Origin of the sequence: Neptunicella sp. (genome assembly GCF_048268085.1) — a bacterium.
Taxonomy (GTDB): Bacteria; Pseudomonadota; Gammaproteobacteria; order Enterobacterales; family Alteromonadaceae; genus Neptunicella.
Window position 1 is genome coordinate 105,159 of sequence record NZ_JBLWWF010000003.1, and the last position, 26,169, is coordinate 131,327.

Below are 26,169 nucleotides of genomic sequence, written 5' to 3' on the forward strand. Positions count from 1 at the left end.
TAAATCAACAAGTAAAAGTGACTTTTACTTAATTTAAATCGCAAGGAGAAATACATGAATTTTCTAAAAAAATTAATGGCTATTGTTGTAATGGTTGCATCTTTCACACTGGTGACAGCTTGCGGTGATGATAGTGCAGAAGAGGCTGGTGAAAAAGTTGACGAAGTCGTGACTGATGCAGGCAACGCAGTTGAAGATGCCTGTGAAGACGTTAAAGAAAGCGTTGATGCCAAAGATAAAGATTGTTAATTTGCGTCAGTGCTAGCATGTCTATCAAATTAAGGGGGAAACCCCTTTTTTTGTGTCTAAATAAGATTGCTTGCGGATTTATAGGTGAGTAGATCTGTAAGAATGGTACTCACCAGACAGAAAATTCATATTTATCCTTATTCTTCTAGAAATTAATTCCCCCTAAATCTTACCAATCAAGGTCATCCAGACTATTTTGAATAACACCTTCAATAATGCGTCGCTAGTTAGCATCAGAGCGTTATTTGATAGTGTCTTTACGCTTTAGCCCCTGTATAGCTTGGTATCGGTTTATAAATTTTTTAATTGTTAGTGTTCACTTACTTACAACTGTCTGTGATCCATTACATTTATTGAGGATTTTAGGCGATATATTCCAGGTTTATGGAATATGTTAAAAATAATCCTTTAAATTCAATTGTTTAAAAGTTGGCATTGTTCTCGCAATAGTCATAGTGAACTTTAATAAAAGGAGATCATTATGAATCGTTCATTAATTTCTATCGTCATCGCAGTTGTTCTTGGTAGTGTTGCATTATCAGCTAGCGCTGATAATCAATGGAAAGATACAGCAAAAGATGCGTGGTTGGATGGGAAAGCAGAAACCACCTTGTTACTAAACGGAAATCTTAATTCATTTACTATCGATACCGATGTTAAAAATGGCGTGGTAACGCTGACTGGTAAAGTAGAAAGTGAAGTTGACAAAGCACTGGCGTCAGAATTGGTTGCATCATTGGATGGAGTAACGGACGTCGATAATCAACTCACCGTCAATGACTCAAAGAATCAAGAAAAAGACGGTAAGATGATGAAAAAGCTAAACGACTCAAAGGTTGAGACGGTAGTTAAAACCCGTTTGTTGTTTGAATCTGAAGTCAGTGGACTGGATATAGAAGTTGAAGTCAAAGATGGCGTGGTCACGTTAACCGGTAAGGTGAATAGTGATGCTGAACGTGATTTGGCGGGCGCTATTGCGAAAAATACCAACGATGTTACAAAAGTGAATAATAAACTTACAGTGATCAGTTAACCTGTAAATATCAGCCGTTCTCAATATTGAGAACGGTTTTTCATTTTTCACAGCACAGAATGAAAGCAGCAGGAATAACTGCCGATATGAGGTTTAGCTTTGTTTGGCAATAATACTATCAAGTAAATCAAGGCATAATTGAAAACGGGCTGCCACGTTTGACATTAATTCCCGGCTATATTGGTTTGATGTTTTTTTTATAGCTTGAATAAGTGAGTCCAAATTTTTACTTTCAAGTGCCCGCAGTTTGCTCAACACCATCATATCGGAGAAATCCCACGCCTGATCGATGGCATCGGTATACCATAATTTAATGCCATCCAAGTGAGGATCATGTTGGTTGTCAGGCATATCAATAGCCAGTTTGGCTGAAACTTCCTTCAGCAGTTCTTGGCGGGTAATGGCCATTTGCTGTAAAGCCCGCTTAATGGAATAGTTTTCTACCGATTCTGCGGCATGGCTATAAAACAACTTGCCATCGCGACATACCGCGAGTAAATAGGTTGCTGATATTTCATCCATATGCGTATATGAGTGAGATGATACATCTAGCATGATAGCTCCTCTGGTATGGGGAATAGTGATAACAATTACTACATACAAGCTTTACGCCATGTTGTTAACATTATGATTAATAACGTTTTATTTTTTATTTGGCACTAAGTTTAGGAACTGACAGGTAATTTTTACATAGCAATAATGTAAAACCATGATGTGTATTATTCGTTAACAGAGTAAATTATCGCTTGAATAAATATTAAAACAGGGTTCTTATCTTCGGCAATGATGATTGCTTTTTTACTTTTTTCGTCCGCGAAACAGGATGTTTACTGAATGCCACGTCCCAGACTTTTTTTTCATTTACATCAAAACGCTATTGAACAGTCCATATTGGCTTCTAGTATTGCTAAAAAATATTTATTAGCTAAAAGCGACCATAGTGATAGTTGGATCGAGCAACTTAAGGTTGTTCAGGCGGATGTGGCACTGATTGAAGTGGCATCCTTTACTCAAAAAGATTACCAGTGCTTGCTGGATTGTCAGGCATTAAATCAGACCGAAGTGATTTTATTGAGTAATGGTGAGCCAAATGATTTTATTGATAATGCCATGTTTAAAGGGATAAGTTACCACTTTCGCAGTCCTTATGAGTTATCGATTATCGAAGAAACCATTGCTGATTTATATGAGGACTTAACCGACTCTTATGCCAATACGCAAAAAATTGAAACCAGTGAATTAAACCAATTTGGCTTGTTAGTGGGTTCATCAAAACCAATGCGTAAGTTGTACCGTACTATTCGAAAAGTGGCGATAACGTCGTCCAGTGTTTTATTAATTGGTGAAAGTGGGGCGGGTAAAGAGTTAGTCGCCAATACCATCCACCTAGCGAGTCACCGTAGTCAAGGACCATTTTTAGCCATTAATTGCGGAGCGTTGAGTCCGGAATTAGTCGATAGTGAGCTGTTTGGTCATGTAAAAGGTTCATTTACGGGGGCTCATCGAGATCATCAAGGCGTATTTGAGCAAGCCAGAGGTGGCACGTTGTTACTGGATGAAATTACTGAAATGCCACTGGAGCATCAGGTTAAGTTACTTCGTGTGTTAGAAGCGGGAGAATTTCGGCCTGTTGGCAGCAGTAAAATGATAGAGTCTGATGTCCGTATTATCGCTGCAACCAACCGCGATCCTGCTGAAGCAATTGCCGGTCAGTTTATTCGTGAGGATTTATACTTTAGGTTATCTCAGTTTCCAATTAGCGTGCCTTCTTTACGTGAAAGAGGTGGTGATATCGTGGGGTTAGCCAAACATTTTCTGGCTTATCGAAACGCCAAAGAAAATCACGTAAAACAAGTTGCTGATACGGCACTGAATCGACTCGCTTCCTATCATTGGCCAGGTAATGTTAGGGAATTAAAACATGTGATCGAAAGAGCCTATATTTTGGCTGACGAGATTATTTTGCCGGAACATCTAATCCTGGAAGACGTGGTCGATAGTCATGGAGCGCATGTTAATGCTGATATTCCAACTGGAATGCCGTTACATGAAATTGAACAAATTGCGATTGAAAATACACTTGAGGAAAATAACGGCAATAAATCAGATACTGCCGAACAGTTAGGTATTAGTGTAAAAACACTCTACAACAAGTTGGAAAAATATCAGGATAGTTGAGCTCCTCTATTACTTTTGTTCTTTGTGGGGCGCTAATACATTCAATGAGGATGGGTTGACTTCAATTGTCAAAGATTCAGCGGAATAAGTTTCACCATCAACAACAAATTCGATAGTTTGATCCGATTCAATCAGGATTCTGCGTGCATGGGTATGCTTAACATGTTCTGACCGATATTCTGAGGATATGCCGGATAAAGCCAGCTCGGATAAACTAAACACGTTTTCACCAATGCCCGTACTGGGGGGAAGCCAAGTAACATCCAGTAAACCATCTTCCACATCAGGTTGGCCACCGCCTTGCGCCAAAACGGTGGTAAATGGCGCTGCATTGGCAATAACCAAGCTACAAACGTCTATTTTTTGTTGCTCTTGGTCATCAATTTTAATCCGGAAATGCAGGGTTTGATTAAGGTTCATGGCTTGCCATAGCCCTTGTAAATAGGCCAATTGTCCAGATTGATCTTTCTGTTCACGGTTAGCCAGTTCAATCATTTTTTGTTCAAAACCAATACCAGCCACCAATAGCATCAATTGATCATTGCAATTAGCCGTATCGATACGTCTTACTGAGCCTTCAATGATATTTTCACAGGCTACTTCGATAGGCATTATTTTACTATTGGAACCAAGCAAAACATGGGCGAGTGCATTTGCAGTACCCATGGGAATTATACCTAAAATCAGATCACTATCGATCAGTTCATGGGCAACATCCGTTAATGTGCCATCGCCACCACAGGCGATAATGGTCTTGGCATGATGATCTTTCGCCTCACGAGCTAATTGTCGAGCACTCGTTTCTTTGGTTGTTTCGACGATGTTAAGTTGCAAATAAGGACTAAGACGTTGTTCAATTTCTTCACGATATTGCGACCACTTGCCACCGCCAGATACTGGATTAGCAATTAACCAAGCTTTATCGCGCAAATCGAGATGTTTATGTTGATGTATTTTACTCAGCGCTTTGAGTTGATATTTATTTAATCCAGCCGTTTTTCGAACGCCCTGAATGGTATGCAACGCTTGTTGAACTGACAGGTTCATATTTTTACTTAGCAAGTAGGCTGCGACCACTAACACTGAACGTCCTCTACCTAATGCACAATGAACGACCACGCCTTTCCCGGCCCGACGCTGGTTTTCAATCCAATGGACGGCTTTGGTTAATTGGCTAACGGAGGGACTTTGATGATCGAGTACGGGGACATTTAAATAAGCAAGATCTTCCGATTGGGCGGTCCAGTCTAATCCATCAAATTCAGCCGTTACATCCACTATTGCTTTAACACCTAGTTGTGTCAGTTTTTCTACATCAGAGGGAAATAAACGACAGGCCAGAAATAAATTATGTTTAATTTTTTGAATAGGTGGCACTTTGTCGGTACGTCTTGCCCAGGCATTATAAAAATGGATACCAAGCAGATAAGGAATAAATAGCCAACGAATATAAAAGGGAATACTGCCATTTTGTTTTTTACGAAACAGCTGTGGTGCATTAAATACATAAGCTGCACTGACACAGAATAAGGAGAGTCCAATCCAGCCAAGCAACAGGCTAAAATAAATATTCGGGATCAAAAATGCTGCGGTCAGACTAAGAAGGGAAGCGATGAGATAGTACTTTATAATAAACATATCATCCTTAGGGTGCATTGATTGTTCGAGGAGACAATAACTAGTCTACCCGAACGGCTTAAGATTGCGATGTTACTTTACGGTGTTCTGACATCATCAGTCCGCAGGCTATCAGCGCCACTAGCGGAGCGACAAACCAGTCATGCATTCCGATGTTTAAATGTGTCACTCCGGCGATAATACACCAGCCAAAAGGTATCACAGCCAAGAGGAACCGATACTTTGACGTAGTGAGTAATAGTAAGGCTAACGTTGCTAACGCTGTTGGGGTTGGCATCATGCCAACCAAGGAAATTTGCCACCAGCTTTGTCCGCTGAAAGAGGCTGCGAGGGTGGGCAATAACATACAGGCGGCTAAACCCGCATAGCCTATTTTGCTGTTGCGGTCATGGTATGGAGAATGGAATTGGATCTTGCCGGACAGCAGAAAAAATAAGCATCCCTGAACAGCAAAAGCGATGGCATCAAAAACCGCCATAGGTGTTAAAGAGGTATAAAAATGGTAATGAAAATAACAGCCAACCCAAATCCAGCAAATTGCAAAAATTCGGGTGATAGTCTTACTGCGATTGTTCTGATGTAACAGCCATAATAGCCACATGCACAGGATTAGCGACGATATTTGTAAAGGCCAACTTTGTCGATTGAAATCAGTCACAAATTGGAGGTAATTATCGCCTTTTAATGTAAAAAAAGCTGACAGTATTGTACTTGATGGTTCCGTCACAATTTTAGCTCCGCTTCATTTTCGGTTACCGCCTTGATGAGGCACAACATAAGTAACAAGGGTGATAAATGGGTTATTAACATCAGCATTGAGGTACGAAAAACAAACGGCATTTTCGTTCGGTAAAGTTAAACTCAACTAATATAAAGCAATAAACAGGCCAAAAATCAAAGAGATAGTGATACTTTACTGATGGGGAGATTCATTTACCTTGTTGGGTTGAAAAGTGGGGGCGGTACGCAAATTTGCTCAGATAATAAAGCAGCAACACCGCTAAACAGAGCAGCAGATTAGAATAAAATAAAGTAGGTCCATCCCACCGTTTCAATATCAGTCCACCAATATAAGGGGCAAAAGCAAAGCCGAGTGAAAATAACGAAGCCGCCCCAAAATAAGCGCCTTTCATATGATTGGGAGCCAATCTGTCCACCTGAATATTCATGGTTGGAAATAAAATAGCTTCCCCTAAACTCATCACAAAAATTGCCGTAATCCAGCCCCAATAAAGATTGATTGGATTGATTGCCAACAAGAATTGACCCGTAGCCAATAGCAATATACCAAAACAGATACGCTGATTAAGACTGTATCTGCCCAGCAATTTAAGCAATATAAATTGAAAGATAATGATGGTCAGGGCATTAGTCAGGATAATGGCACTAATAAGCTCGACTACTTCAGGCATACCTGCATGATTTAGATACTGGATCAGTGACGTATCCATATGAGCGTATATGTACAACACCAATATGTTGGCTAGCACCAATAACAAAAACATTTGATCTCTGGCGAGTAAGCCCAGTGTTTTACGTAAGCTAAAAGGATTTTTGATAAATTGTTTGTCGAGTCCCGGCCTGGCCTTAAATCCCCATAGTACGGTCAGAGTTAGGATTAAAAACACCAATGCTGTTGCGTAGAAGGTGGTTTGCCGCGCTGTAATGCCTAACCAGACCCCCACTAATGGGCCAATTGCCGCACCGACGTTGATGGCAAAATAGCGGACTTGCAGGGCAAACTCACGAATATCCATCTGAGGTAACAAATCACTGATTAAGGCTTTTGCCGCCGGATCCCATATCTCTTTGCTAACAGAGCACAAAATCATACTAATTCCGTACAGGTATAAATGTTCGGCTTCGGCGAGTAGTGTAAAGCCTACAATGGACAGTAAACCTGCGACCAATAACATATTTTTTCGCCCGAACTTGTCGGTGAGTGCTCCACTGTAAAAGCCGATGAATATCGCCACGGTGGCGGCGACGGTGAGCATCAGGCCAATTTGCCACTCATTCAGTCCGAATTGCTGATATAAAATAATGGCCATAAAAGGCCACACCATGAAGAAGGTGCCTCGTGAAAAAAATACACCAATAATCAAGATCCAGATCAAAGCAGGAAAGTGGCGTAACCAAGTTAAAAACATTCGGTGAGCCTAGCCAATACAGTCGCTAAATAAAGTACTAAGATTATATAACTAGTGTTTTATCGACAATCGAATACTAACAACCGGGCGGTTATTTTTGATTAATTGCTACTGAATTTAGGCATCGGAGAATTGCAAGGAGAGTAACATGACAGTTGAGTCATCAGTTGCCAGTAAACACTATCGGCAAAAGGTTGTTCCCTTCCACACTGAAGACGGGCTAACGTTAAATCTAATTAATGTGCGGGGACACCAGACACCGGATAAATGTCCGGTATTGTTAGTGCATGGCGCGGGGGTCAGAGCCAATATTTTTAGAGCTCCCGTAGAAGTTGATATTGTTGATGCACTGATCGCTGAAGGTTACGACGTTTGGCTGGAAAACTGGCGTGCCAGTATTGATTTTAATGCCAGACAGTGGACGCTGGATCAAGCCGCTCGTTACGATCATCCGGCCGCAGTAAAGGCGATAACCGAGCAAACCGGCTATGCGAATATTAAGGCCATTATTCATTGTCAGGGCTCGACCAGTTTCGCGATGTCAGCTGTCGCTGGCCTCGTTCCGCAAGTGTCGGTGATTATTAGCAACGGGGTATTGTTACATCCTGTGGTGCCTAAATGGTCTAACTTTAAAATGTCGGTTTTATTGCCCATGGTAAAACGCTTGACTGATTACCTGAATCCTCAGTGGGGAATTGAAGCGCCGACATTGACCGCCAAAATAATTTCCTGGTTCATCAGACTGACGCATCACGAATGTGACAATGATGTTTGCAAGCAAATTAGTTTTACCTATGGTAGTGGATTTCCTGCTTTGTGGAATCATGAAAACCTAAACCACCAAACTCACCAGTGGCTATCAGATGAATTTGCTGCTGTGCCGATGAGTTTTTTTAGCCAGATGGCGAAATGCATTCAAAAAGGCCACCTGTTATCAGTACAAGGCTTACCCGGATTACCTAAAGATTTTGTGGACGGTGAACCCCAAACCGATGCGCGATTCGCTTTTTTTGCCGGTCAGGATAATTTGTGCTTTTTGCCGCAGAGTCAGATCAACAGTTATCAGTACTTTAATCAAATACAACCTGGCAAACATTCATTGAATTTAATTGATAATTACAGTCATCTTGATGTTTTTATGGGAAAAAATGCTGCTCAGGATACTTTTCCGTTAATGCTTGCCGAGTTGGCCAAAGCTGACTAAGTTATGGATTAGCAATTAACAAACGCTTGATGCACTTCCATTGTTAGTTTGTTGTCGGTGGAAATTATTTCATCCCTCCACAGTCGGAGGATTATTGTTACAGGAGCAGGATGGTTAAATCCTGAAGTAAATTAATGACAACATGCAAATCAGGTATTCAATTCAGAGAAACCATGACGGGCGGATTCTCATTATCGGCCACCGATTATAAAGTTGGCTGTGATCAGGGCCAATGGGCGGGAACCGAGTTATCCATGCATGCTCAAGTGGATATTGATGACATTGACCAATTTATTGCAGATAGAGGGCATGCTGGCAGGCTGTCCGGTAGTATCGATTTTCCCCCGATGGGGAAAGCCATGCAAGCCCACAGTGGTGTATTTAATTTGTTTTATCCTAGCGAAGATCCCACCACCAAATTGATGGTGTATGAATTAGGATTTAACCATGCCGATCAAGACTATTATTTAGCCGGTAAAAAAGAAGTGCGTGATGATACGGGGTTTGATCTATGGTCAGACACTACAACGTTATACACCAACTTGCATCAAGGTACTGATAAAACCGCCCCGGTAGTGGGGGCGGGGATTCTGAGTTTAGGTGTCACCGACTTAATTAAACTGGTGTCTACCATCAAAGTGTTAAATGCAGAATCAGGCGCTGATAAATTAAAAACAGTGGGCAAGTTTGGTCACTTTTTTATGGGCGAACTGTGGGATACCTACGCCAAGCACTTTTAAATGTTGTCCTTGTTGGAATGTATCCAGATCAAAACGGATCAATCAGGCCATATAACAGGAGAATGTTATGGCTCAATATGATTTTGAAGCAATTGTAATTGGTAGTGGATTTGGTGGGGCCGTTAATGTATGTCGCCTCGCTAAAAAATGGCCGGCTAAAGTAATGTTATTGGAGCGGGGTAAACGCTATCCGATGGGATCGTTCCCGCGCACCCCTCATGATATGGCGAACAATTTTTGGAATGTCGCCCATCAATCTCGCTCTCGTCCCGCAAATATTCGTGGAAAAGATATGGATGGCTTGTTTGATATTCAGCATTTTAAGCATATGGATGCCGTTGCTTGTGCAGGATTAGGTGGAGGGTCGCTGATCTATGCAAATGTTTTTTTGCAGCCACCCGATGAGGTATTCGATCAGCGCTGGCCACAAAATTGTAAAAAAGCTGACTTACAGCCCTATTATAAAGCGGCTAAATCGGTTTTAGGAGCCAGACCTATTCCACAAAATGATGACCCTCGTCGTCAGATCATTCGTACGGAATTATTTAAGCAGTTTGCTCAACATGAAGGTCGTGATTCTGAGCTGGTAGATATTAATGTTTTCTTTGGTAATGATTTTGAGCAGCCACTGGATATTGGGGTACAGCAAAAAAATCGTTATGGGGCGATACAAACCTCTTGTGTGTATTGTGCTGAGTGTGATGTTGGGTGTAATACTCACTCTAAAAATACCACTGATTTAAATTATTTATTTGTGGCAGAACAACGTTATCAAGCGCAGATTAAAACGGCAATGCTGGCCGAGAAAATAGTGCCCTTAGATGAACAGGGCAATGACGCTCCACAAGAAAAAGGAGCACATGGCTATCGAGTTTACTGGCTGGATCTGAATAACAATAAGGTGCAGTGCAGCGCCACCAGTCAACGAGTGGTTGTCTCTGCAGGAACCTTGGGTACGAACGAGTTGTTATTGCGTTGCCGTGATATATATCAAACCTTGCCTAATATTAGTCAGCAATTGGGTCTGCACTTTTCCGGCAACGGTGATTTTTTATCCTTTGTCATCGATGGTCAAAAAGCGGCTAATCCCAACTATGGACCGGTGATTACCCAGAAAACCGATTACAACCTATATAACAACTTTGATCGTAGCAAAGCGTTTATTCTTGAAGATGCCAGTTATCCGAACTTTGCTGCTTGGTATACCGAAGGACTTAAGCCCGGATTTTCTCATTTCCATGCTTTATGGCGAACCATTCAAGTGTTTTTCAGACGCTTTATTTATGGGATTACCACTGGTCGTGTGGGCTATGCTTTTACCCAATTACTGAAAGGGGATGCATCATTTAACAGTGCGGTATTGCTGTGCATGGGGCTGGATAATAGTCAGGGAAAAGCCACATTAGACAGTTCTGGGTTTTTGAATATCGACTGGCCATATCAGCAAAATATGTCGCTGTACCAAGCAATTATAGATATGGGGAAACGCTTTAAACATTGGGCGGGAGGTAAATTATTTTTACCGCTCCCCAATTGGTTATGGCCAATGCGCAGTAATGTTACTGTGCATGCCTTAGGCGGATGCCGTCTTGCCGACGACCCCTTAAAAGGGGTAACGAGCGCAGCGCCAGAAAACTTCGGTCAGGTATTCGCGTATCAAGGACTATATGTTGCTGATGGAGCGTTGCTTCCAACTGCGGTAGGCGCTAATCCGGTCGCGACGATTACCGCATTATCTGAACGGGTCGCTGAAGGGATAACGGGTATTGTACCTGATCCCGATGGCGAGCTATAGGAGAGTCGCATGGGGATCTGGAATACCATTAAACATTCAGTCAGCAAGGAAGATAACGAGCGCGCTTTTCTTGACGGAATTACTCAGCCCGGCGAGGAGCGTGGTAATCGTTTATGTGTTTGTGTCAGTGATATTCACCTGACCGACGGGACGGTTGGGTTTCAGAATTTGAGCCAACATGCGTGGCAACTTTTTTATAATTCCATCCTGGAGCGCTGTAAAAACTATTATATCGATGAGGTTCTGTTTGTCCTCGATGGCGACATTATCGACATGATCCGCAGCAGTCGCTGGGCCGAGAAAGGCATATATCCGTGGGAGCGAGAGCGTACCGCAGAGTTTAGTGAAGTGGTTAATCTGATAATTCGTGAAATAGTTGAGCAGCAGCATGTTGCGTTTTTTAATATGCTGAAGGCGCTGCCAGGCAGGCTAAGTGAAGAGTCGGGAGTAAAGCAAGTCAATATCGTGATTACACTGGGAAATCATGACAAGGAGTTGCTCTGTGATCAGCAAGCGCTAAGTTATTTCTATGAACAGGGGTTAGGTATAAAAGTGGCGGACATCAGTCAGTCAGAACGGCAAATGTTAGGTCGTATGTATGGTGATGAAAATATGTTTGCCAATCCAACTGTTGCGCCTTATATGCCATTTTATTGTGGTGATACCGGTTTTCGTTTTTTTACTACCCATGGTCAATGGCGTGATAAAGAAAATAGTCGCTCAATTCCAGTCGAGACGGATAAACCGGGATGGTCCACCAGCAACGGCTGGCAACCTCATGTATGGCAAAAATTAGGTTATGCACCGTTTTTGTTACCCTGCTTTGGTGATTCGGTGGCAGCCGGTGTGTTATCAACCTTTATTTATAAAGTAAAAAAACAGCTCGCGGATATAGATTGTAACGACTTGCGCTTAAACAGTATTTTGGATGAACTGGATTTGTATCGACCGACTTATGCGGCATTAACTCGAATTCTAAAAGAAACCAGCGATATGCGCAGTGATGGGCGTGGTGCTGGTGCGATTAAGATCATCGAAGATACGTTATATGAGTGTATTATTGAGTGGCTAAGTTGGGATTTTACCTATCAATCTACCTCGTCTTTTCGAGGTGTTTGCTTACGTCTCGGTAAAAAATTATTAATATGGTTAAAATCCTTGGGGTATGGATTGGAAATAACGGCCTTAGCCAAATTACTCAAAATGATTGAGATAACGAACAAACTGTGTGAAACGTCAGTTAAATTGAGCCAAATGCGACGATTTCCGGCATTTTTAGCTAAATATCGTCATTATCAGTTTCAGGTTTATGGTGAAGGACACACCCATATTCCGCTGCAGGAACAACCCGACATTCCTGGGTTACGTCCGGCGACTTATATCAACTTTGGTACTTGGCGCGATCAGATTTTACTCCGAAAGAATAGGGGATATCGCCGTCAGGGGGTATTGCGGTCATTATATATACTGGATTTAGTGAATCGCTGTGAAGGCGAAAATCAGCCCACTAGGACCTTTGACTATTTTGTCGAAGATGTAGTCAGCTGGGGCGATTTTAAAGATGCCTTGAATGAGTCTGGTAAAATACAAATGAAGTTTTAATCGGATAGTGGCAGGAATGAATATGCGTATTACAATAAAATTGTTAGTGTCCACGATGTTTTTGATGTGGACATCGAATGTCTTGGCACTGTCTGAGCCTCAGGCCAGTATACCCCCTGAAGAAAAACAGTATATTGTTACAGAAAACCTGAAATATATCACAGAGCTATTGGCCTCTACCCAGATACAACAGTGTCTGGTTGACCATCAATCACATCTTTTATCCTTGGTTGATATTCTAAAGATTGATCAAAAATGGCCAAGCCAGGACAAACCTCTGTTACAAGTGTTAAAACATCCATGTGCTAAGTTATTTGAAGCCAAACTGAATGAACCCCATAACCAATTTTCCGAGTTTATGTTAACGGATGAATTAGGTGCATTGATTGCCGCGACACCAATCCCTAGTGATTACTGGCAGGCTGATGAACAAAAGTTTATTCAACCCGCTGTAACCGGTAAAAATTACATTAGTGAAGAAGGATGGGATGCCAGTACCGGGACATTTTCTTTTTTATTAGTGTCCCGGTGCAACATGACAATAAATTTGTTGGGGTCTTAATTAGTGGTATCAACGTGACGTCAGAGTATCTGAATAAATTATCCTTGCGGGAACTGCTCCGTATTGAAGTTGAACCAGAGTCACAAAATCAATAATTTCTGCGAGATTGCCAATCTCTACACTATGTTGATCGTTGTTAATCTCCACCGTTAAAGAGTATTGGCATAAGCAAATAGAGCGGGAGCCCCTCCGGTATGCCAGAATAATATTTTATCGTCTGGATTAAACTGATTCGTTTCAATCATATCGATTAACGCTCCCATTGCTCTGCCGGTATATACAGGATCAATGACAATGCCTTCAGTTCTTGCTAGTAAAGAAATCGCGCGTTTATCCAGTTCATTGATCACTCCATAGCCATCAGCAATATAATCCTGATTAAGTTGAATATCTTCGGGCGTGAGTTCCACACTAACCTCAAGTTTTTGCGCAGTACTATTGGCCAAGTTTAAGACTTTTTGTGCTAACGGGATTGGATCTCCTTCACCTTTATCATTGTTGATGCCAATAATTTGGTAATCGGTATTGAATAGTCTGTTCCCCAAGGCCAGTCCTGCGTGTGTGCCACCTGAACTGGATGCAAATACAATATGACTAATAGCGATATTCTGTTGCCTCTGCTGAGCCTGTAATTCTCGAACGGCCTCAACGTACGCCACCGCACCTAATTCATTTGAACCTCCATAAGGAACCAGATAAGGCTTTTTACCGGCGTGTTGTAATTGTGTCAGTAATTGGGGAATATCTTCCCCTTTACGATGTTCCCCTGCCCAATGAATGGTGGCGCCAAATAATTCATCCAGAAGTATATTGCCCGTTATCTCTGCTGGACGATGTCCACCTAATACCAAGTGGCATTCCATTCCCAGCAGCGCAGCGGCTGCAGCAGTCTGGCGGCAATGATTTGATTGACCCGCACCAGCGGTAACAATGGTATCGGCACCTTGTTCAACCGCCTCGGCCAGAATAAATTCAAGTTTGCGGGTTTTGTTGCCACCTAGAGCCAAGCCGGTTTGATCATCACGTTTTATAAAAAGCTGGGGGCCACCCAAGTGACGGGTTAATCGGGATAACTCCGCTAACGGGGTAGGGAAAAACCCCAATGGTTGTTTTTTTAATGTTGTGTAAGGCATATTGTGCCTCCCTAATGAACTTCTTCAACTTGATAACCAAGCTGTTTTAATTGATTTAATATTCCGTTTTCCCCGGCTAAATGCAACGCCCCGACCAGAATCATTTCTGTTGCACTGGTGTCAAGCATCTGGGTCACTTGAGGTAGCCAATCGTTGTTACGATTTAATATCAGGCTTTGGTATACGGAAGGAAAATCCTGCTGCATAGGAATTAGCATGGTATTGGCCATGGCATTGAAATCGCCTGAGCGCCATTGCTGCCGCATGCTTTGCATATCTTGTTTGGCATTGCTGATTTCAGCCAAAGAATACAATACATAATGATCTTCATCGCCACTACCTAAGTTGGCCATAAAGTCTAATTGCTGTCGAGGACTCTCAAAGTATAAATGCGCTTTTTGATCATCATTGGAGCGATCATAGAAGTACTGGTCGACGCCCTCATCACTTAGTCCCATGATTTTAAATTCCACCACAGTTAGCATTAAACCTAAAAAACTTGGCTTAAAATGCAACACTGAATCAAGGCTCATCCCTCGAGCGTTTAAATGTTTTTGCACTGCTGCAATGGTGGCCGGTTGCAGCACATCTTTTAAACTGGTGCCATCCTGATAGGTGAGTAATTGCAGACTTAATTGTTGGAATTCGGGTTGCTGTAGCTGGTCTATATCGGTTTCAAATACCAATATGTCAGCATCGTTATAGGCCTTGTCAAATACGGATGGTAAAGGAAAATCGTGTTGACTCAGCATATGCATCGTACCGCCAATATAGACTTTGTTATGTCCATTGGATACTTGCCAGACCGGTGAGTCGGCCAAAACTGAACCGGACAACGTGCTTAGCACCAATAATAAAATACGAATATGCATGGCCTTATCCCTAAGAAAATTTAGTCATAAAAAAAAGCTGATAGACAGCGAGTCTATCAGCTTTAATCAATTTATTAATATGCCTATTTTTTAAGAGGAGTAATAGTCAATTCGACGCGTCTATTTTGTTGTCTGCCGCTTTCGGTACTATTGTCAGCTACAGGCATTGATTCCCCAAAACCTTGAGTAGTCACGCGACGTGCATCAACATTATGCTGGATAAGGTAGTTTTTAACACTGTTGGCACGATTAAGAGACAATTGCTGATTATATTCATCGTTACCCACACTATCAGTATGGCCGCTGACATGTAGTACCGTTTTGTCAAAACGGTTTAGAACGGTGACGACATCGTTCAAAATCGGGCCAAAATTGCTGACAATGTTGGCGCTGCCAGTGGCAAAAGTAATGTTGCCGGGCATGATCAGGCGCAAGTTATCGCCATCACGCTCTACTGACACGCCGGTATCGGATAATTCTTCTCTGAATTCTTGTTCCTGTTTGTCCATATAAGAGCCAATCGCACTGCCGGCTAACGCCCCGACAGCCGCTCCCCAAACGTAGCGACTTTTGGCATTATCACCCGTTGCTTTTCCGAGGACGGCTCCAACGACTGCACCGATTCCGGCTCCTTTTTGGGTATTACTGGCGTTGGCGGCACAGCCACTGACCAATATGCTCGTTAATGTCATCACAACTACTAAATTGCGCATAATAACTTTATCCTTTTGTATTCGGGGTTGATAACAGTAGCAGCGACGCTACCCGTTTGAAAACAATGGTATAAATAATTGGCTGAACAATAGATGAATATAATGCGCTACGGCATTGAATGTGGTGATTTTTATCGTTTTAAATGGTAAGGGCTAATGCTCTGTTATTTCGCATATGCGACAGAGCAACAGCCCCTCAATTCATTTATCCAGCAGTGGTATTGCCTATATTAACTCAACCAAGCCGGAATTTTTTGCTCATACGCATGGATGTGGGCGTCGAGTTCCAGTGTTTGACCAATTGCATCAAGGCCTTTTAACAACGAGTTTTTATGTGCCGGATCAATATCGAAATGATATTTTTCACCATTACAAGTCACTTGTTGATCAAATAAATTGACGCTAATAGGGGTGGCCGGATCTTGATGGACTGCGCTAAATAAAGCATCCATCTGGGTATCACTCAGTTTCACCGGTAACAGCTGATTATTAATGCTGTTGGCATAGAAAATATCGGCAAAGTTGGGCGCAATAACTACTTTAAAACCATAGTCGGTCAGTGACCAGGGGGCGTGTTCTCGGCTTGAGCCACAGCCAAAATTTTGTCGGGTCAGCAGAATGCTGGCTCCCTGGTGCTCAGGTTTATTTAGGACAAAATCAGGATTGGGTTCCTGTTCATGCAAGTCCAGATAACGCCAGTCATGGAATAAATGCTTGCCGTAGCCGCTGCGGGTTACCGCGGTTAAAAACTGTTTTGGGATAATTTGATCGGTGTCTACGTTAGCCTGATCCAACGGCACGGCAGTACCGGTATGTAAATCTATTCCTGCCATGATTAGGCTCCTTTTAACTGGCGGACATCAACAAAGTGTCCATGTAATGCGGCGGCGGCTGCCATTGCGGGACTCACTAAATGAGTGCGAGCGCCACGCCCTTGACGGCCTTCAAAGTTGCGATTACTGGTGGATGCACAGCGATCACCTGACTGCAGAATATCGTCGTTCATTCCCAGACACATGGAGCAACCGGGTAAGCGCCATTCAAAGCCAGCATCAATAAAGATCTTATCCAAACCTTCACTTTCGGCTTGTTGCTTGACCTGCGCCGAACCGGGCACCACGATAGCGGTTACTGCTTGATTGACTTTGCCTAATTTGGCGACGTGCGCAGCCGCGCGTAAATCTTCAATTCGGCTGTTGGTACATGAGCCAATAAAGACATGATTAATTTTTACATCGGACAACTTTTGGCCGGCATTTAAGCCCATATATTTCAGCGCATTGATGCAAGACGTTTGGTCGACTTCATTTGGCATACTGTCTGGTGATGGAACAGGTTCATCTACTGCCACTACCTGACCTGGATTAGTGCCCCAAGTGACTTGTGGTTTGATTGAGTCTGCGGGTAATTCGACGACCGTATCAAAACTGGCATCAGCGTCAGAATGAAGGCTTAACCAATATTCACAAGCCGCATCCCAATCAGCGCCTTTAGGAGCAAATTCTCTACCCTGTAAATAATCCAGAGTGGTTTGGTCCGGGGCAATCAAGCCTGCTTTGGCACCGGCTTCGATAGTCATGTTACAGATGGTCATACGTTCTTCCATCGATAAGGCTTCGATGGCCGAACCGCAATACTCAATCACATGGCCTGTGGCACCCGCATGACCAATTTTGCCGATAATTGCCAAAATAATATCTTTAGCGGTGACGCCTAAACCTAACTCACCATCGACCAGCACTTTCATGCTTTTAGCCTTGCCTTGCTTCAGCGTTTGGCTGGCAAAAACATGTTCGACTTGTGAAGTACCGATACCGAATGCCAAGGCACCAAAAGCACCATGTGTTGCGGTATGGGAATCACCACAGACTACTGTCATGCCCGGTAAAATCAGACCTAATTCAGGACCGATAACATGCACAATGCCTTGTTTTTGGTGGCCAATCGGATAAAGCTGAATACCATTTTCTTCACAATTCTCGGCCAAGGTGCGTAATTGCAGTGCGTTAGTCGGGCCACAGGCATCAATCGCCAATGAACGGGTCGAGATACTGTGATCCATGGTGGCAAAAGTTTTATCCGGACGACGGACTTTGCGGTTTTTTTCTTTTAATCCAGCAAATGCTTGGGGAGAGGTTACCTCATGGATTAAATGACGATCGATATAAATTAAGCAATCGTCTCCATCCTGATGCACCAAATGAGCATCCCAGACTTTGTCATATAAATTTTTAGCCATTAGTGGGTACCTTGAATAAGTTTAATAATGTAATCACCGATCTCAGCGGTGCTTTTGGCTTGATGACGCTTATCTTGGCTAAGTAATTCAGCACTTAATACGCCATCTTCCAAGGTTTTTAGCACGGCACTTTCAATGGCATCTGCGGCGTCGTTTTGTTGCAGGCTAAAACGTAATAACATTGCCGCAGACAATATTTGTGCTATCGGATTGGCAATACCTTGACCGGCAATGTCCGGTGCTGAACCACCCGCTGGCTCGTACATACCAAAACCATCCTGATTAATACTGGCTGAAGGTAGCAATCCCATCGATCCGGTAATAATCGCACATTCGTCACTGATAATATCGCCAAATAAGTTGGAGCAAAGCATCACGTCAAAGTCGGATGGATGACGGATTAACTGCATGGTAGCGTTATCAATATAAATATGTTCCAACGTGACTTCAGGATAATCTTTAGCCACTTCTTCTACTACTTCACGCCATAAACGACTGCACACCAGCACATTGGCTTTGTCCACCGAGGTGACTTTTTTACGGCGCAACTGAGCCGCTTCAAAGGCCTGAATGGCAATGCGACGAATTTCACGACGAGAATAACGCATGGTATCAAAAGCGAATTGCTCTTCTCCGTCACCCTCGGTGCCTTTAGGTTGGCCAAAATAAATGCCACTGGTGAGTTCCCGCACTACCAGTACATCGAACCCACTGGCGGCAATATCGGCCCGCAGTGGTGACAACGCTTCCATGCCCGGATAAATTTTGGCCGGGCGTAGATTACCAAATAAATCAAAATGACCGCGCAGAGTTAACAGCGCTGCCCGTTCTGGACGTTGTTCCAGTGGCAGACTGTCCCACTTGGGGCCACCAATGGAGCCAAACAAAATCGCATCGGCTTGCTCGCAACCTTGTAAGGTTGACGGAGGTAATGCTTGACCATGATTGTCGATGGCAATACCACCTACATCATGGTGAGTTAGGTTAAACGTAAGATTAAATTTTTCACTTACCGTATCCAGTACCCGAATTGCCTGAGCCATTACTTCCGGGCCAATTCCATCTCCTGCCAATACGGCTATGTTGTAGTTTGACATCTAAATTCCAACTATCTTTTGTTGCTGTTGTTTATGCTGATCAATCTGATCGGCCATGTGGGTATTATTTAACACGTATATCAGGGCTTTTACCCCTGATTCAACAATATCAGTGGCCAGACCAATACCGTTAAAACGTCGGCCTTTGTATTCGGCCACTACGCTCACTTGCGCCAGTGCATCGGCACCTTCACCTTTTGAATCTAGCTTGAAATCAACGATATCCAGACCATCAATACCGGTGGCTTTGATAATGGCGTTGTAAGCAGCATCAACCGGACCATTACCAATGGCGGTTTCGGTAGCTTGCTTATCGCCCATTTTTATTTGTACCGTGGCCGTTGGCACAATGCTTTTTCCTGAATTGGCGTGTAAGTACCCCAAGGCATAATGAGCTTGTTGGTGTTTTTGTTGATCAAAAAACACTAATGCTTCCAGATCGTAATCAAACACCTGACCTTTTTTATCGGCCAAGGTTAAAAAGCTGTCGTACAGTGCATCCAAATCATAATCGGATTCCTGATAACCCAACTCATGCATGCGGTGTTTAATGACATGACGGCCAGAACGGGAGGTTAAATTCAGGTTGTTTTTATTAATTCCGACACTTTCCGGGGTCATGATCTCATAGGTATTCTGCGATTTCAGTACACCATCTTGATGAATGCCGGACGAATGGCTGAATGCATTAGCCCCGACAATGGCTTTATTGGCTTGGACCGGCATATTGCATAATTGACTGACCAGTTTTGAGGTGCGGGAAATTTCCTGACTATTAATTCCGGTTTGCACCCCCAACATGGCTTGGCGGGTCTGGATAATCATCGCCACTTCTTCCAGTGAACAGTTACCGGCCCGTTCACCTAACCCGTTGATAGTACATTCAATTTGACGAGCGCCTTGTTGAACTGCACTCAATGAATTGGCGACTGCCAAGCCTAAATCATTGTGGCAATGCACCGATATTACTGCTTTATCGATATTAGGTACGCGGTTAAACAGATTCTGAATAATGCCGCCAAATTCAGTAGGAATGGTATATCCCACTGTGTCCGGGATATTTACCGTGGTGGCACCGGCGTTAATCGCTGATTCCACCATGCGGCATAAATAATCGATATTGGTGCGACCGGCATCTTCACAGGAAAACTCCACGTCATCGGTATAGCGTCTGGCATGCTTAATTGCGCCAATGGCCATATCTAATACTTCATCCTGCGATTTACGTAATTTGGCACCTACATGGATTTCGGAGGTGGCAATAAAGGTATGAATACGGAAATGATCGGCGACTTTTAATGCCTCACCACAGGCATCAATATCTTTTATCATTGCTCGCGATAAGCCGCATACCGTTGCATTTTTGATCTGTCGGGCAATCTCTTGTACAGATTGAAAATCACCGGGTGATGACACCGGAAAACCCGCTTCGATTATATCCACACCCAAACGTTCGAGAGCCAGAGCGATCTGTAGTTTTTCTTTTATCGTCAGACTAGCCGGTAAAGCTTGTTCGCCATCCCGTAATGTAGTGTCGAAAATTAAAACACGATCATTCATTTTGTTACCCTCGTTCTTTTGGTGAGTGGTTAAGAGGAGTCCGTATGACTATCCTCGTTGTATTTCCGACCTACCGCGCGGATGGTAAGTCAAAAAAAAACCCGTGCCATGCACGGGTTTTTAAAATTTGGTTGCCTGCTATTGAATACAACCTACCCGTGCAATCTCGCTGCCATAAGGAGTAGGATAAGGAGCAGGTTGTTGTACATTAATTACGCTCATTCAGCATTCAATACAATAATATGTGTATTAGTAGCTTTTATCGGTTGCTCCGTCAACCTTTGTTACTCGGGATGGCATATATTTATTTGGAATTAATATGCGAAAAAAGAGTATATTTATATAATTAGCAGGTATTAATTTACAGCAATATGCTTTTATCAATACCTGCACTCAATTATATCGACTTAAAATTTATAGCCAGACTCTTCGTGTAATATGAGATCCAGACCTTGAGTTTCGGTATCTTTACTAACGCGAATACCATTGGTCAGATAACCGGTGATTTTAATTAAGATAAAGGTCACCAGCGCCGTATATGCGGCGGTTGCTATAACCCCGATAAACTGGACCTGAAATTGTTGTCCTATCGATTCATTAGCGGCTCCGAAACCAAAACCGGATAAAATTCCTAAATCCGGAGATGACAGTATTCCAGCTGCCAAGGTACCCAAAATGCCACCTACGCCATGTACCGGGAAAACATCAAGAGAATCATCTATTTTGAATTTTCGCTTAATCAGTTGGGTTGCATAGAAACAAACGACACCGGCCAGCAAGCCTATTAATAATGCACCTGCGGGACCAACGTAGCCTGATGCAGGAGTAATGCTGCCTAAACCCGCGACCATTCCGGTAACGATGCCCAATACACTGGGTTTACCAAACTTTTTCCATTCCATCGCCATCCACGCCAATGAGCCCGCAGCGGCAGAAATATGGGTGACTAAAATTGCCATGGCCGCATCACCGTTGGCGGCTAATGCACTACCGCCGTTAAATCCGAACCAGCCTACCCATAGCATACCGGCACCAGTCATCGTCATGGTCATGTTGTGAGGGGGCATGGCGGTATCTGGAAAACCATGGCGGTTACCAATCATGAGTGCAGCTACCAAAGCGGCTACCCCGGCAGTGATGTGCACCACAATGCCACCGGCAAAATCCAGAATGCCCATTTGTGCTAACCAGCCACCGCCCCATACCCAGTGACAAACCGGGATATAGACCAATAGCAACCACAGCAAACTAAAAATCATCACCGACGAAAACTTCATTCGTTCAGCAAACGCGCCAACAATTAGAGCCGGTGTGATCATGGCAAAGGTCATTTGGAAAATGCTAAATAAACTTTCAGGTATATCACCAGATAAGGTGTCTTTACCGATATTGGCAAAGAATGCATTACTGATATCCCCGATAAAGGCGTTACCGCTGTCAAATGCCAGACTATACCCCAGAATGAACCACACCAACGATGCCATACACGCAATGGCAAAGCACTGCATTAATACCGATAACACATTTTTGGTCCGCACCAGTCCCGCGTAAAATAATGACAGGCCGGGCAGAGTCATAAATAACACCAATGCGGTTGATGTTAATATCCAGGCAGTGTTACCACTATTTAATTCATCGGCAAAGGCGATACCCGGTAAAAAAACTGCCAGCAGGCAGAAAAAGCGATTAAATGCTTTCATTATTCACTCCATTCATTTTATTTTTATTGGCTGCAAATCGTCCGGTTTATCCCAGTTAAGCCTTGTAAAACCTGTCTATGCCGATGAGCCAACGGTGATTTTAAGCGGGCCAAAAGATAGCACAAGAATATGTTGAGTGAGTAATCTGCTTTTATCTATGAAGATTAATTTTGTTCTAATTAACCAATAAACTAGCCTTGTGTGGTTTTTACTGAATAATTTTGGTGTACAGGATAGAATCCATGCCAGTCTGCGTATCTCGCTAAGGGAACAACTAAACGGTGTATCAATGAAAATATGGGTCGATGCTGATGCTTGTCCGGTGGTGATCAAAGAAATTGTATTTCGTGCCTCGGAACGAACCAAAACCCCCGTTACCTTAGTCGCTAACCAATATGTGCGTACGCCTGCGTCCAAATATATCAATGCCATTCAGGTGGCATCCGGATTTGATGTGGCTGATGACGAAATTGTTAAGCGACTCAACAGTGGTGATCTGGTTATTACCAGTGATATTCCATTGGCGGCAGAAGTGATTGAAAAAGGTGGCTTCGCATTAAACCCCCGAGGGGAACTATATACCGCCAGCAATGTTCGGGTACGTCTAAATATGCGCGACTTTATGGATACCATGCGTGCTAGCGGTGTGAATACGGGTGGGCCACCGGCATTGAGCCAGGCTGAACGTAAAATGTTTGCAGATGAACTGGATAAATGGTTAACAAAAAAAGCACGCCAAGCCTAAATGGCAATCATGACTGGCAATCCACTAGCCTAAAACGGTAGAATTAGCCGAATAAAATTAACTAGCACAATAAGTCATTATTTAGCAGTTATTCCAAGTAGAAAGTTGTATGAGAGCATAATTCAATGGGAAGAAAATTCGAAGTTCGTAAGGCCTCAATGGCCAAAACACAAGGCGCGAAAACCAAAGTTTATTCCAAGTACGGTAAAGAAATTTATGTCTGCGCTAAAAGCGGTGGCACCGACCCAGTGGGCAACCTGGCTCTGCGTCGTTTAATCGATAAAGCCAAGAAAGATCAAGTTCCAGCCCATGTTATTGACCGGGCGATTGAAAAAGCCAATGGCGGTGGTGGTGAAGATTATGCCACTGCGCGGTATGAAGGTTATGGACCGGGCAATTGTATGGTGATCGTCGATTGTTTGACCGACAACAACAACCGAACTATTACCGATGTGCGTAACTGCTTTACTAAAACCGGTTCTAAAATTGGCGCACAAGGTTCAGTGGCGCATATGTTTGAGCATCAGGCCATTTTTACGTTTGCCGGAGATGATGAAGATGCCATCCTGGAACTGCTGATGATGGCGGATGCAGATGTGACCGATATTGAACAAGAAGACGGTATGATCACGGTTTACGCGCCGCACACGGAATTTTATAAAGTTAAAACCGCATTGACAGAAGCCAATCCGGATATTGTGTTTGAAGCTGAAGAAATTACTTTCGAGCCACAAACGATGACGACAATCAGTGAAGAAGACTTGCCTAATTTTGAGAAGTTTTTGGCGATGTTGGAAGATTGTGATGATGTACAACATGTTTATCACAATGCAGAAATGGCCGATTAAGCCGTATTAATGAAATATAAAAATAACCCGGCATTATTGACTAAATCATCGGATAAAATCGGCATTTTACTGACTAATCTGGGCACGCCTGATGCCCCGACAAAACCAGCTCTTAAGTCCTATCTTAAAGAGTTTTTGGCTGATCCGCGGGTCGTCGAGACGCCTCGTTGGTTGTGGTGGTTTATTCTCAAGGTGATTTTATTGATTCGGCCGGGAAAGTCGGCCAAATCTTATCAAGAGGTTTGGACGGATAGAGGCTCACCCCTTTTATTTCATACTAGTGATCAATGTAATGCATTGCGTGAAGTGATGCATAAAGATGCAGGTGACAATATCGTTGTCGATTTCGCTATGCGTTATGGTTCACCGTCAATTGATTCTGTATTAGATAAGATGATTGCTCAGGGAGTGGGAAAATTAGTGGTGTTACCTCTGTATCCACAATATTGTGCAGCCACTAATGCCTCCACTTTTGATGCGATTGCCGCGAGTTTTGTAAAGCGCCGCTGGTTTCCGGAATTGCGCTTTATTAATCAATATTATCAGTTTGATGAATACATACAGGCGCAAGTTAACAAAATACAAAACTACTGGCAGCAGCACGGTCAGGCAGAAAAGTTATTATTTTCTTTTCATGGTATTCCACTTCGCTATGTGCAAAAAGGTGACCCTTACCAACAACAATGTTTGGCTACTGCCACATTGGTTGCCCAAAAGTTGGGATTATCAGAGCAGCAATACCTCATCACGTTTCAATCGCGCTTTGGCCGAGAGGAATGGTTAACACCCTATACTGATGTCACCCTCAAACAGCTTGGCGCGGATGGGGTCAAATCGGTGCAAGTGGTGTGCCCCGGTTTTTCGGCAGATTGTCTGGAAACCATCGAAGAAATTGGCATTGAAAATCGGGATTATTTCCTCGAAGCAGGAGGAACGGATTATCAATATATTCCTGCGTTGAATGCAGATCCTGAGCATATTCAATCACTTAAGAAGCTCGCATTAAGCTATATACAAGGTTGGCATTAATAACCTTGCTCTTTAACCGCACAAGTCAATGCGTTATGGATATATTGGTGATAAATTAGGCAATAAAAAGGGCTTGATTCATCATGATTACATCGTCATCCAATAAATCACTAGCAGCGCATAAGCGCAGTACTGAAGAATATATCATTCTGTCTTTTTGTGCTGCCAGCGTACTTTGCCTCCTGCCTTTTTGTATTATGCGTTTATTGTCGATGGATTGGCTGATTGCGATATTAGATATTTTTGCGGTTAGTGCCATGGCCGGGCTATTTTGTTACGTTTATCTGTTTAAGCAAATTCGAATCGCACGTTGGCTATTAGCCGCTTTGTGCCTGTTTGTCTTGTTTGCCACTATATACCTAAAAGGCAGTGCACAACTGGTTTGGACTTATCCTGTTATCGTCGCCCTGTTTTTCATTTTAACGCCCAAACTCGGTGTGTTGTTTACCTTAATATTACTGGCTTCATTGGTGCCGGTTATTTTTCGCGAAACACAACTTATCGCTGGCGCCGCTTTTTATATTTCCGCCATTGCTACCACAGTATTTAGTTTTGTGTTTGCCGCAAAAACGCGGGAACAGCACAATCAGCTAACGGCATTGTCGGTCAGTGACCCGTTAACTGGTGTGGGTAATCGCCGGGCGCTAGATGAAAAACTGGCAAATATTATTAATCTGCAAGAACGTAACACAATGCCGGTGTGTTTAATTTTGCTTGATCTGGACCGGTTCAAATCTATCAATGATCAATATGGACATGGAGTCGGTGACAAAATACTAATCCAGTTAGTACAAATGATTTTACAGCGTATACGCAGCAGTGACGGCTTGTTCCGTTTTGGCGGAGAAGAGTTTGTCATCGTGACTGAAAATACCGAGTTGACCGATGCAGCAAATCTTGCAGAACAAATACGTAAAGATATCGAACAGACCTGTTTACTGGAGCACAATAAAATTACCGTGTCTCTTGGCACGGCACAATATCAACAAGGCGAGACCGGATACGAATGGCTTGGACGGGCAGATAAAGCTATGTACCAGGCTAAAGAAGAAGGCCGTAATATGAGTTGTGTAGCGTGATAA

General features: G+C 43.1%; 24 protein-coding genes. 12 read left to right on the forward strand and 12 right to left on the reverse strand.

Annotation, left to right across the window (positions count from 1 at the left end; genetic code table 11):
- The first annotated feature begins 54 nt into the window (after positions 1-54).
- Both ACTD55_RS03200 and ACTD55_RS03205 read left to right on the forward strand, forming a co-directional pair.
- Positions 55-249 carry a hypothetical protein gene (locus ACTD55_RS03200; protein WP_438862988.1) on the forward strand — a complete coding sequence of 65 codons (195 nt, stop codon included), beginning with the start codon at positions 55-57 and terminating at the stop codon, positions 247-249.
- A gap of 481 nt (positions 250-730) precedes the next feature.
- Positions 731-1,282 carry a BON domain-containing protein gene (locus ACTD55_RS03205; protein WP_438862862.1) on the forward strand — a complete coding sequence of 184 codons (552 nt, stop codon included), beginning with the start codon at positions 731-733 and terminating at the stop codon, positions 1,280-1,282.
- 93 nt (positions 1,283-1,375) lie between these two features.
- Here ACTD55_RS03205 and ACTD55_RS03210 read toward each other — a convergent pair whose 3' ends face one another.
- On the reverse strand, positions 1,376-1,837 hold the full coding sequence (locus ACTD55_RS03210; protein ID WP_438862863.1) for a hypothetical protein: 462 nt from the start codon (positions 1,835-1,837) through the stop codon (positions 1,376-1,378).
- Positions 1,838-2,116: 279 nt separating this feature from the next.
- Here ACTD55_RS03210 and ACTD55_RS03215 point away from each other — a divergent pair, with 279 nt between their 5' ends.
- Positions 2,117-3,460 (forward strand): sigma-54 interaction domain-containing protein, encoded by a 1,344-nt coding sequence (locus ACTD55_RS03215; RefSeq protein ID WP_438862864.1) that lies wholly within the window; start codon positions 2,117-2,119, stop codon positions 3,458-3,460.
- Positions 3,461-3,469: 9 nt separating this feature from the next.
- Here the strand turns inward: ACTD55_RS03215 and ACTD55_RS03220 are convergent, their stop codons facing one another.
- The 3 genes from ACTD55_RS03220 to ACTD55_RS03230 all read right to left on the reverse strand — a co-directional run bounded on the left by ACTD55_RS03220 (position 3,470) and on the right by ACTD55_RS03230 (position 7,248).
- Positions 3,470-5,098, reverse strand: a complete 1,629-nt coding sequence (locus ACTD55_RS03220) for a diacylglycerol kinase family protein (protein WP_438862865.1) — start codon at positions 5,096-5,098, stop codon at positions 3,470-3,472.
- A gap of 58 nt (positions 5,099-5,156) precedes the next feature.
- A complete protein-coding gene (locus ACTD55_RS03225) occupies positions 5,157-5,825 on the reverse strand; it encodes a DUF6064 family protein (RefSeq protein WP_438862866.1) in 669 nt (222 codons plus the stop codon).
- Between the two features lie 202 nt (positions 5,826-6,027).
- On the reverse strand, positions 6,028-7,248 hold the full coding sequence (locus ACTD55_RS03230; RefSeq protein WP_438862867.1) for an MDR family MFS transporter: 1,221 nt from the start codon (positions 7,246-7,248) through the stop codon (positions 6,028-6,030).
- A gap of 148 nt (positions 7,249-7,396) precedes the next feature.
- Between ACTD55_RS03230 and ACTD55_RS03235 the strand changes: the two genes are divergently transcribed.
- The 5 genes from ACTD55_RS03235 to ACTD55_RS03255 all read left to right on the forward strand — a co-directional run bounded on the left by ACTD55_RS03235 (position 7,397) and on the right by ACTD55_RS03255 (position 13,151).
- Positions 7,397-8,452, forward strand: coding sequence for a hypothetical protein (locus ACTD55_RS03235; RefSeq protein WP_438862868.1), 1,056 nt, complete (start codon positions 7,397-7,399; stop codon positions 8,450-8,452).
- 134 nt (positions 8,453-8,586) lie between these two features.
- Positions 8,587-9,192 (forward strand): hypothetical protein, encoded by a 606-nt coding sequence (locus tag ACTD55_RS03240; protein ID WP_438862869.1) that lies wholly within the window; start codon positions 8,587-8,589, stop codon positions 9,190-9,192.
- Between the two features lie 67 nt (positions 9,193-9,259).
- On the forward strand, positions 9,260-10,987 hold the full coding sequence (locus ACTD55_RS03245) for a GMC family oxidoreductase N-terminal domain-containing protein (RefSeq protein WP_438862870.1): 1,728 nt from the start codon (positions 9,260-9,262) through the stop codon (positions 10,985-10,987).
- A 9-nt stretch (positions 10,988-10,996) separates the two neighbouring features.
- Positions 10,997-12,589, forward strand: a complete 1,593-nt coding sequence (locus ACTD55_RS03250; RefSeq protein WP_438862871.1) for a hypothetical protein — start codon at positions 10,997-10,999, stop codon at positions 12,587-12,589.
- A 22-nt stretch (positions 12,590-12,611) separates the two neighbouring features.
- The gene (locus tag ACTD55_RS03255) at positions 12,612-13,151 is read left to right on the forward strand and encodes a hypothetical protein (RefSeq protein ID WP_438862872.1); all 540 of its coding nucleotides are present in this window, start codon (positions 12,612-12,614) and stop codon (positions 13,149-13,151) included.
- Between the two features lie 149 nt (positions 13,152-13,300).
- Here ACTD55_RS03255 and ACTD55_RS03260 read toward each other — a convergent pair whose 3' ends face one another.
- From ACTD55_RS03260 to ACTD55_RS03295, 8 genes are all read right to left on the reverse strand, one after another.
- A complete protein-coding gene (locus ACTD55_RS03260; RefSeq protein ID WP_438862873.1) occupies positions 13,301-14,284 on the reverse strand; it encodes a D-cysteine desulfhydrase family protein in 984 nt (327 codons plus the stop codon).
- 11 nt (positions 14,285-14,295) lie between these two features.
- On the reverse strand, positions 14,296-15,156 hold the full coding sequence (locus tag ACTD55_RS03265) for a TraB/GumN family protein (protein ID WP_438862874.1): 861 nt from the start codon (positions 15,154-15,156) through the stop codon (positions 14,296-14,298).
- A gap of 83 nt (positions 15,157-15,239) precedes the next feature.
- Entirely contained in the window at positions 15,240-15,872 is a 633-nt protein-coding gene (locus ACTD55_RS03270) for an OmpA family protein (protein ID WP_438862982.1), read from the reverse strand.
- A gap of 227 nt (positions 15,873-16,099) precedes the next feature.
- Positions 16,100-16,702, reverse strand: a complete 603-nt coding sequence (leuD, locus tag ACTD55_RS03275) for a 3-isopropylmalate dehydratase small subunit (protein ID WP_438862875.1) — start codon at positions 16,700-16,702, stop codon at positions 16,100-16,102.
- A gap of 2 nt (positions 16,703-16,704) precedes the next feature.
- A complete protein-coding gene (gene leuC / locus ACTD55_RS03280) occupies positions 16,705-18,108 on the reverse strand; it encodes a 3-isopropylmalate dehydratase large subunit (protein ID WP_438862876.1) in 1,404 nt (467 codons plus the stop codon).
- The gene (gene leuB, locus ACTD55_RS03285; protein WP_438862877.1) at positions 18,108-19,205 is read right to left on the reverse strand and encodes a 3-isopropylmalate dehydrogenase; all 1,098 of its coding nucleotides are present in this window, start codon (positions 19,203-19,205) and stop codon (positions 18,108-18,110) included. Before leuB ends, leuC begins: the two co-directional genes overlap by 1 nt.
- Entirely contained in the window at positions 19,206-20,765 is a 1,560-nt protein-coding gene (gene leuA / locus ACTD55_RS03290; RefSeq protein WP_438862878.1) for a 2-isopropylmalate synthase, read from the reverse strand.
- 407 nt (positions 20,766-21,172) lie between these two features.
- Positions 21,173-22,465 carry an ammonium transporter gene (locus ACTD55_RS03295; protein ID WP_438862879.1) on the reverse strand — a complete coding sequence of 431 codons (1,293 nt, stop codon included), beginning with the start codon at positions 22,463-22,465 and terminating at the stop codon, positions 21,173-21,175.
- A 289-nt stretch (positions 22,466-22,754) separates the two neighbouring features.
- On the opposite strand from ACTD55_RS03295, the gene ACTD55_RS03300 reads away from it, so the two are divergent.
- From ACTD55_RS03300 to ACTD55_RS03315, 4 genes are all read left to right on the forward strand, one after another.
- The gene (locus tag ACTD55_RS03300) at positions 22,755-23,210 is read left to right on the forward strand and encodes a YaiI/YqxD family protein (RefSeq protein ID WP_438862880.1); all 456 of its coding nucleotides are present in this window, start codon (positions 22,755-22,757) and stop codon (positions 23,208-23,210) included.
- Between the two features lie 125 nt (positions 23,211-23,335).
- Positions 23,336-24,058, forward strand: coding sequence for a YebC/PmpR family DNA-binding transcriptional regulator (locus ACTD55_RS03305; RefSeq protein WP_438862881.1), 723 nt, complete (start codon positions 23,336-23,338; stop codon positions 24,056-24,058).
- Between the two features lie 9 nt (positions 24,059-24,067).
- Positions 24,068-25,087 carry a ferrochelatase gene (gene hemH / locus ACTD55_RS03310; protein ID WP_438862882.1) on the forward strand — a complete coding sequence of 340 codons (1,020 nt, stop codon included), beginning with the start codon at positions 24,068-24,070 and terminating at the stop codon, positions 25,085-25,087.
- Positions 25,088-25,170: 83 nt separating this feature from the next.
- Entirely contained in the window at positions 25,171-26,166 is a 996-nt protein-coding gene (locus tag ACTD55_RS03315) for a GGDEF domain-containing protein (protein WP_438862883.1), read from the forward strand.
- The last annotated feature ends 3 nt before the right edge of the window (positions 26,167-26,169 follow it).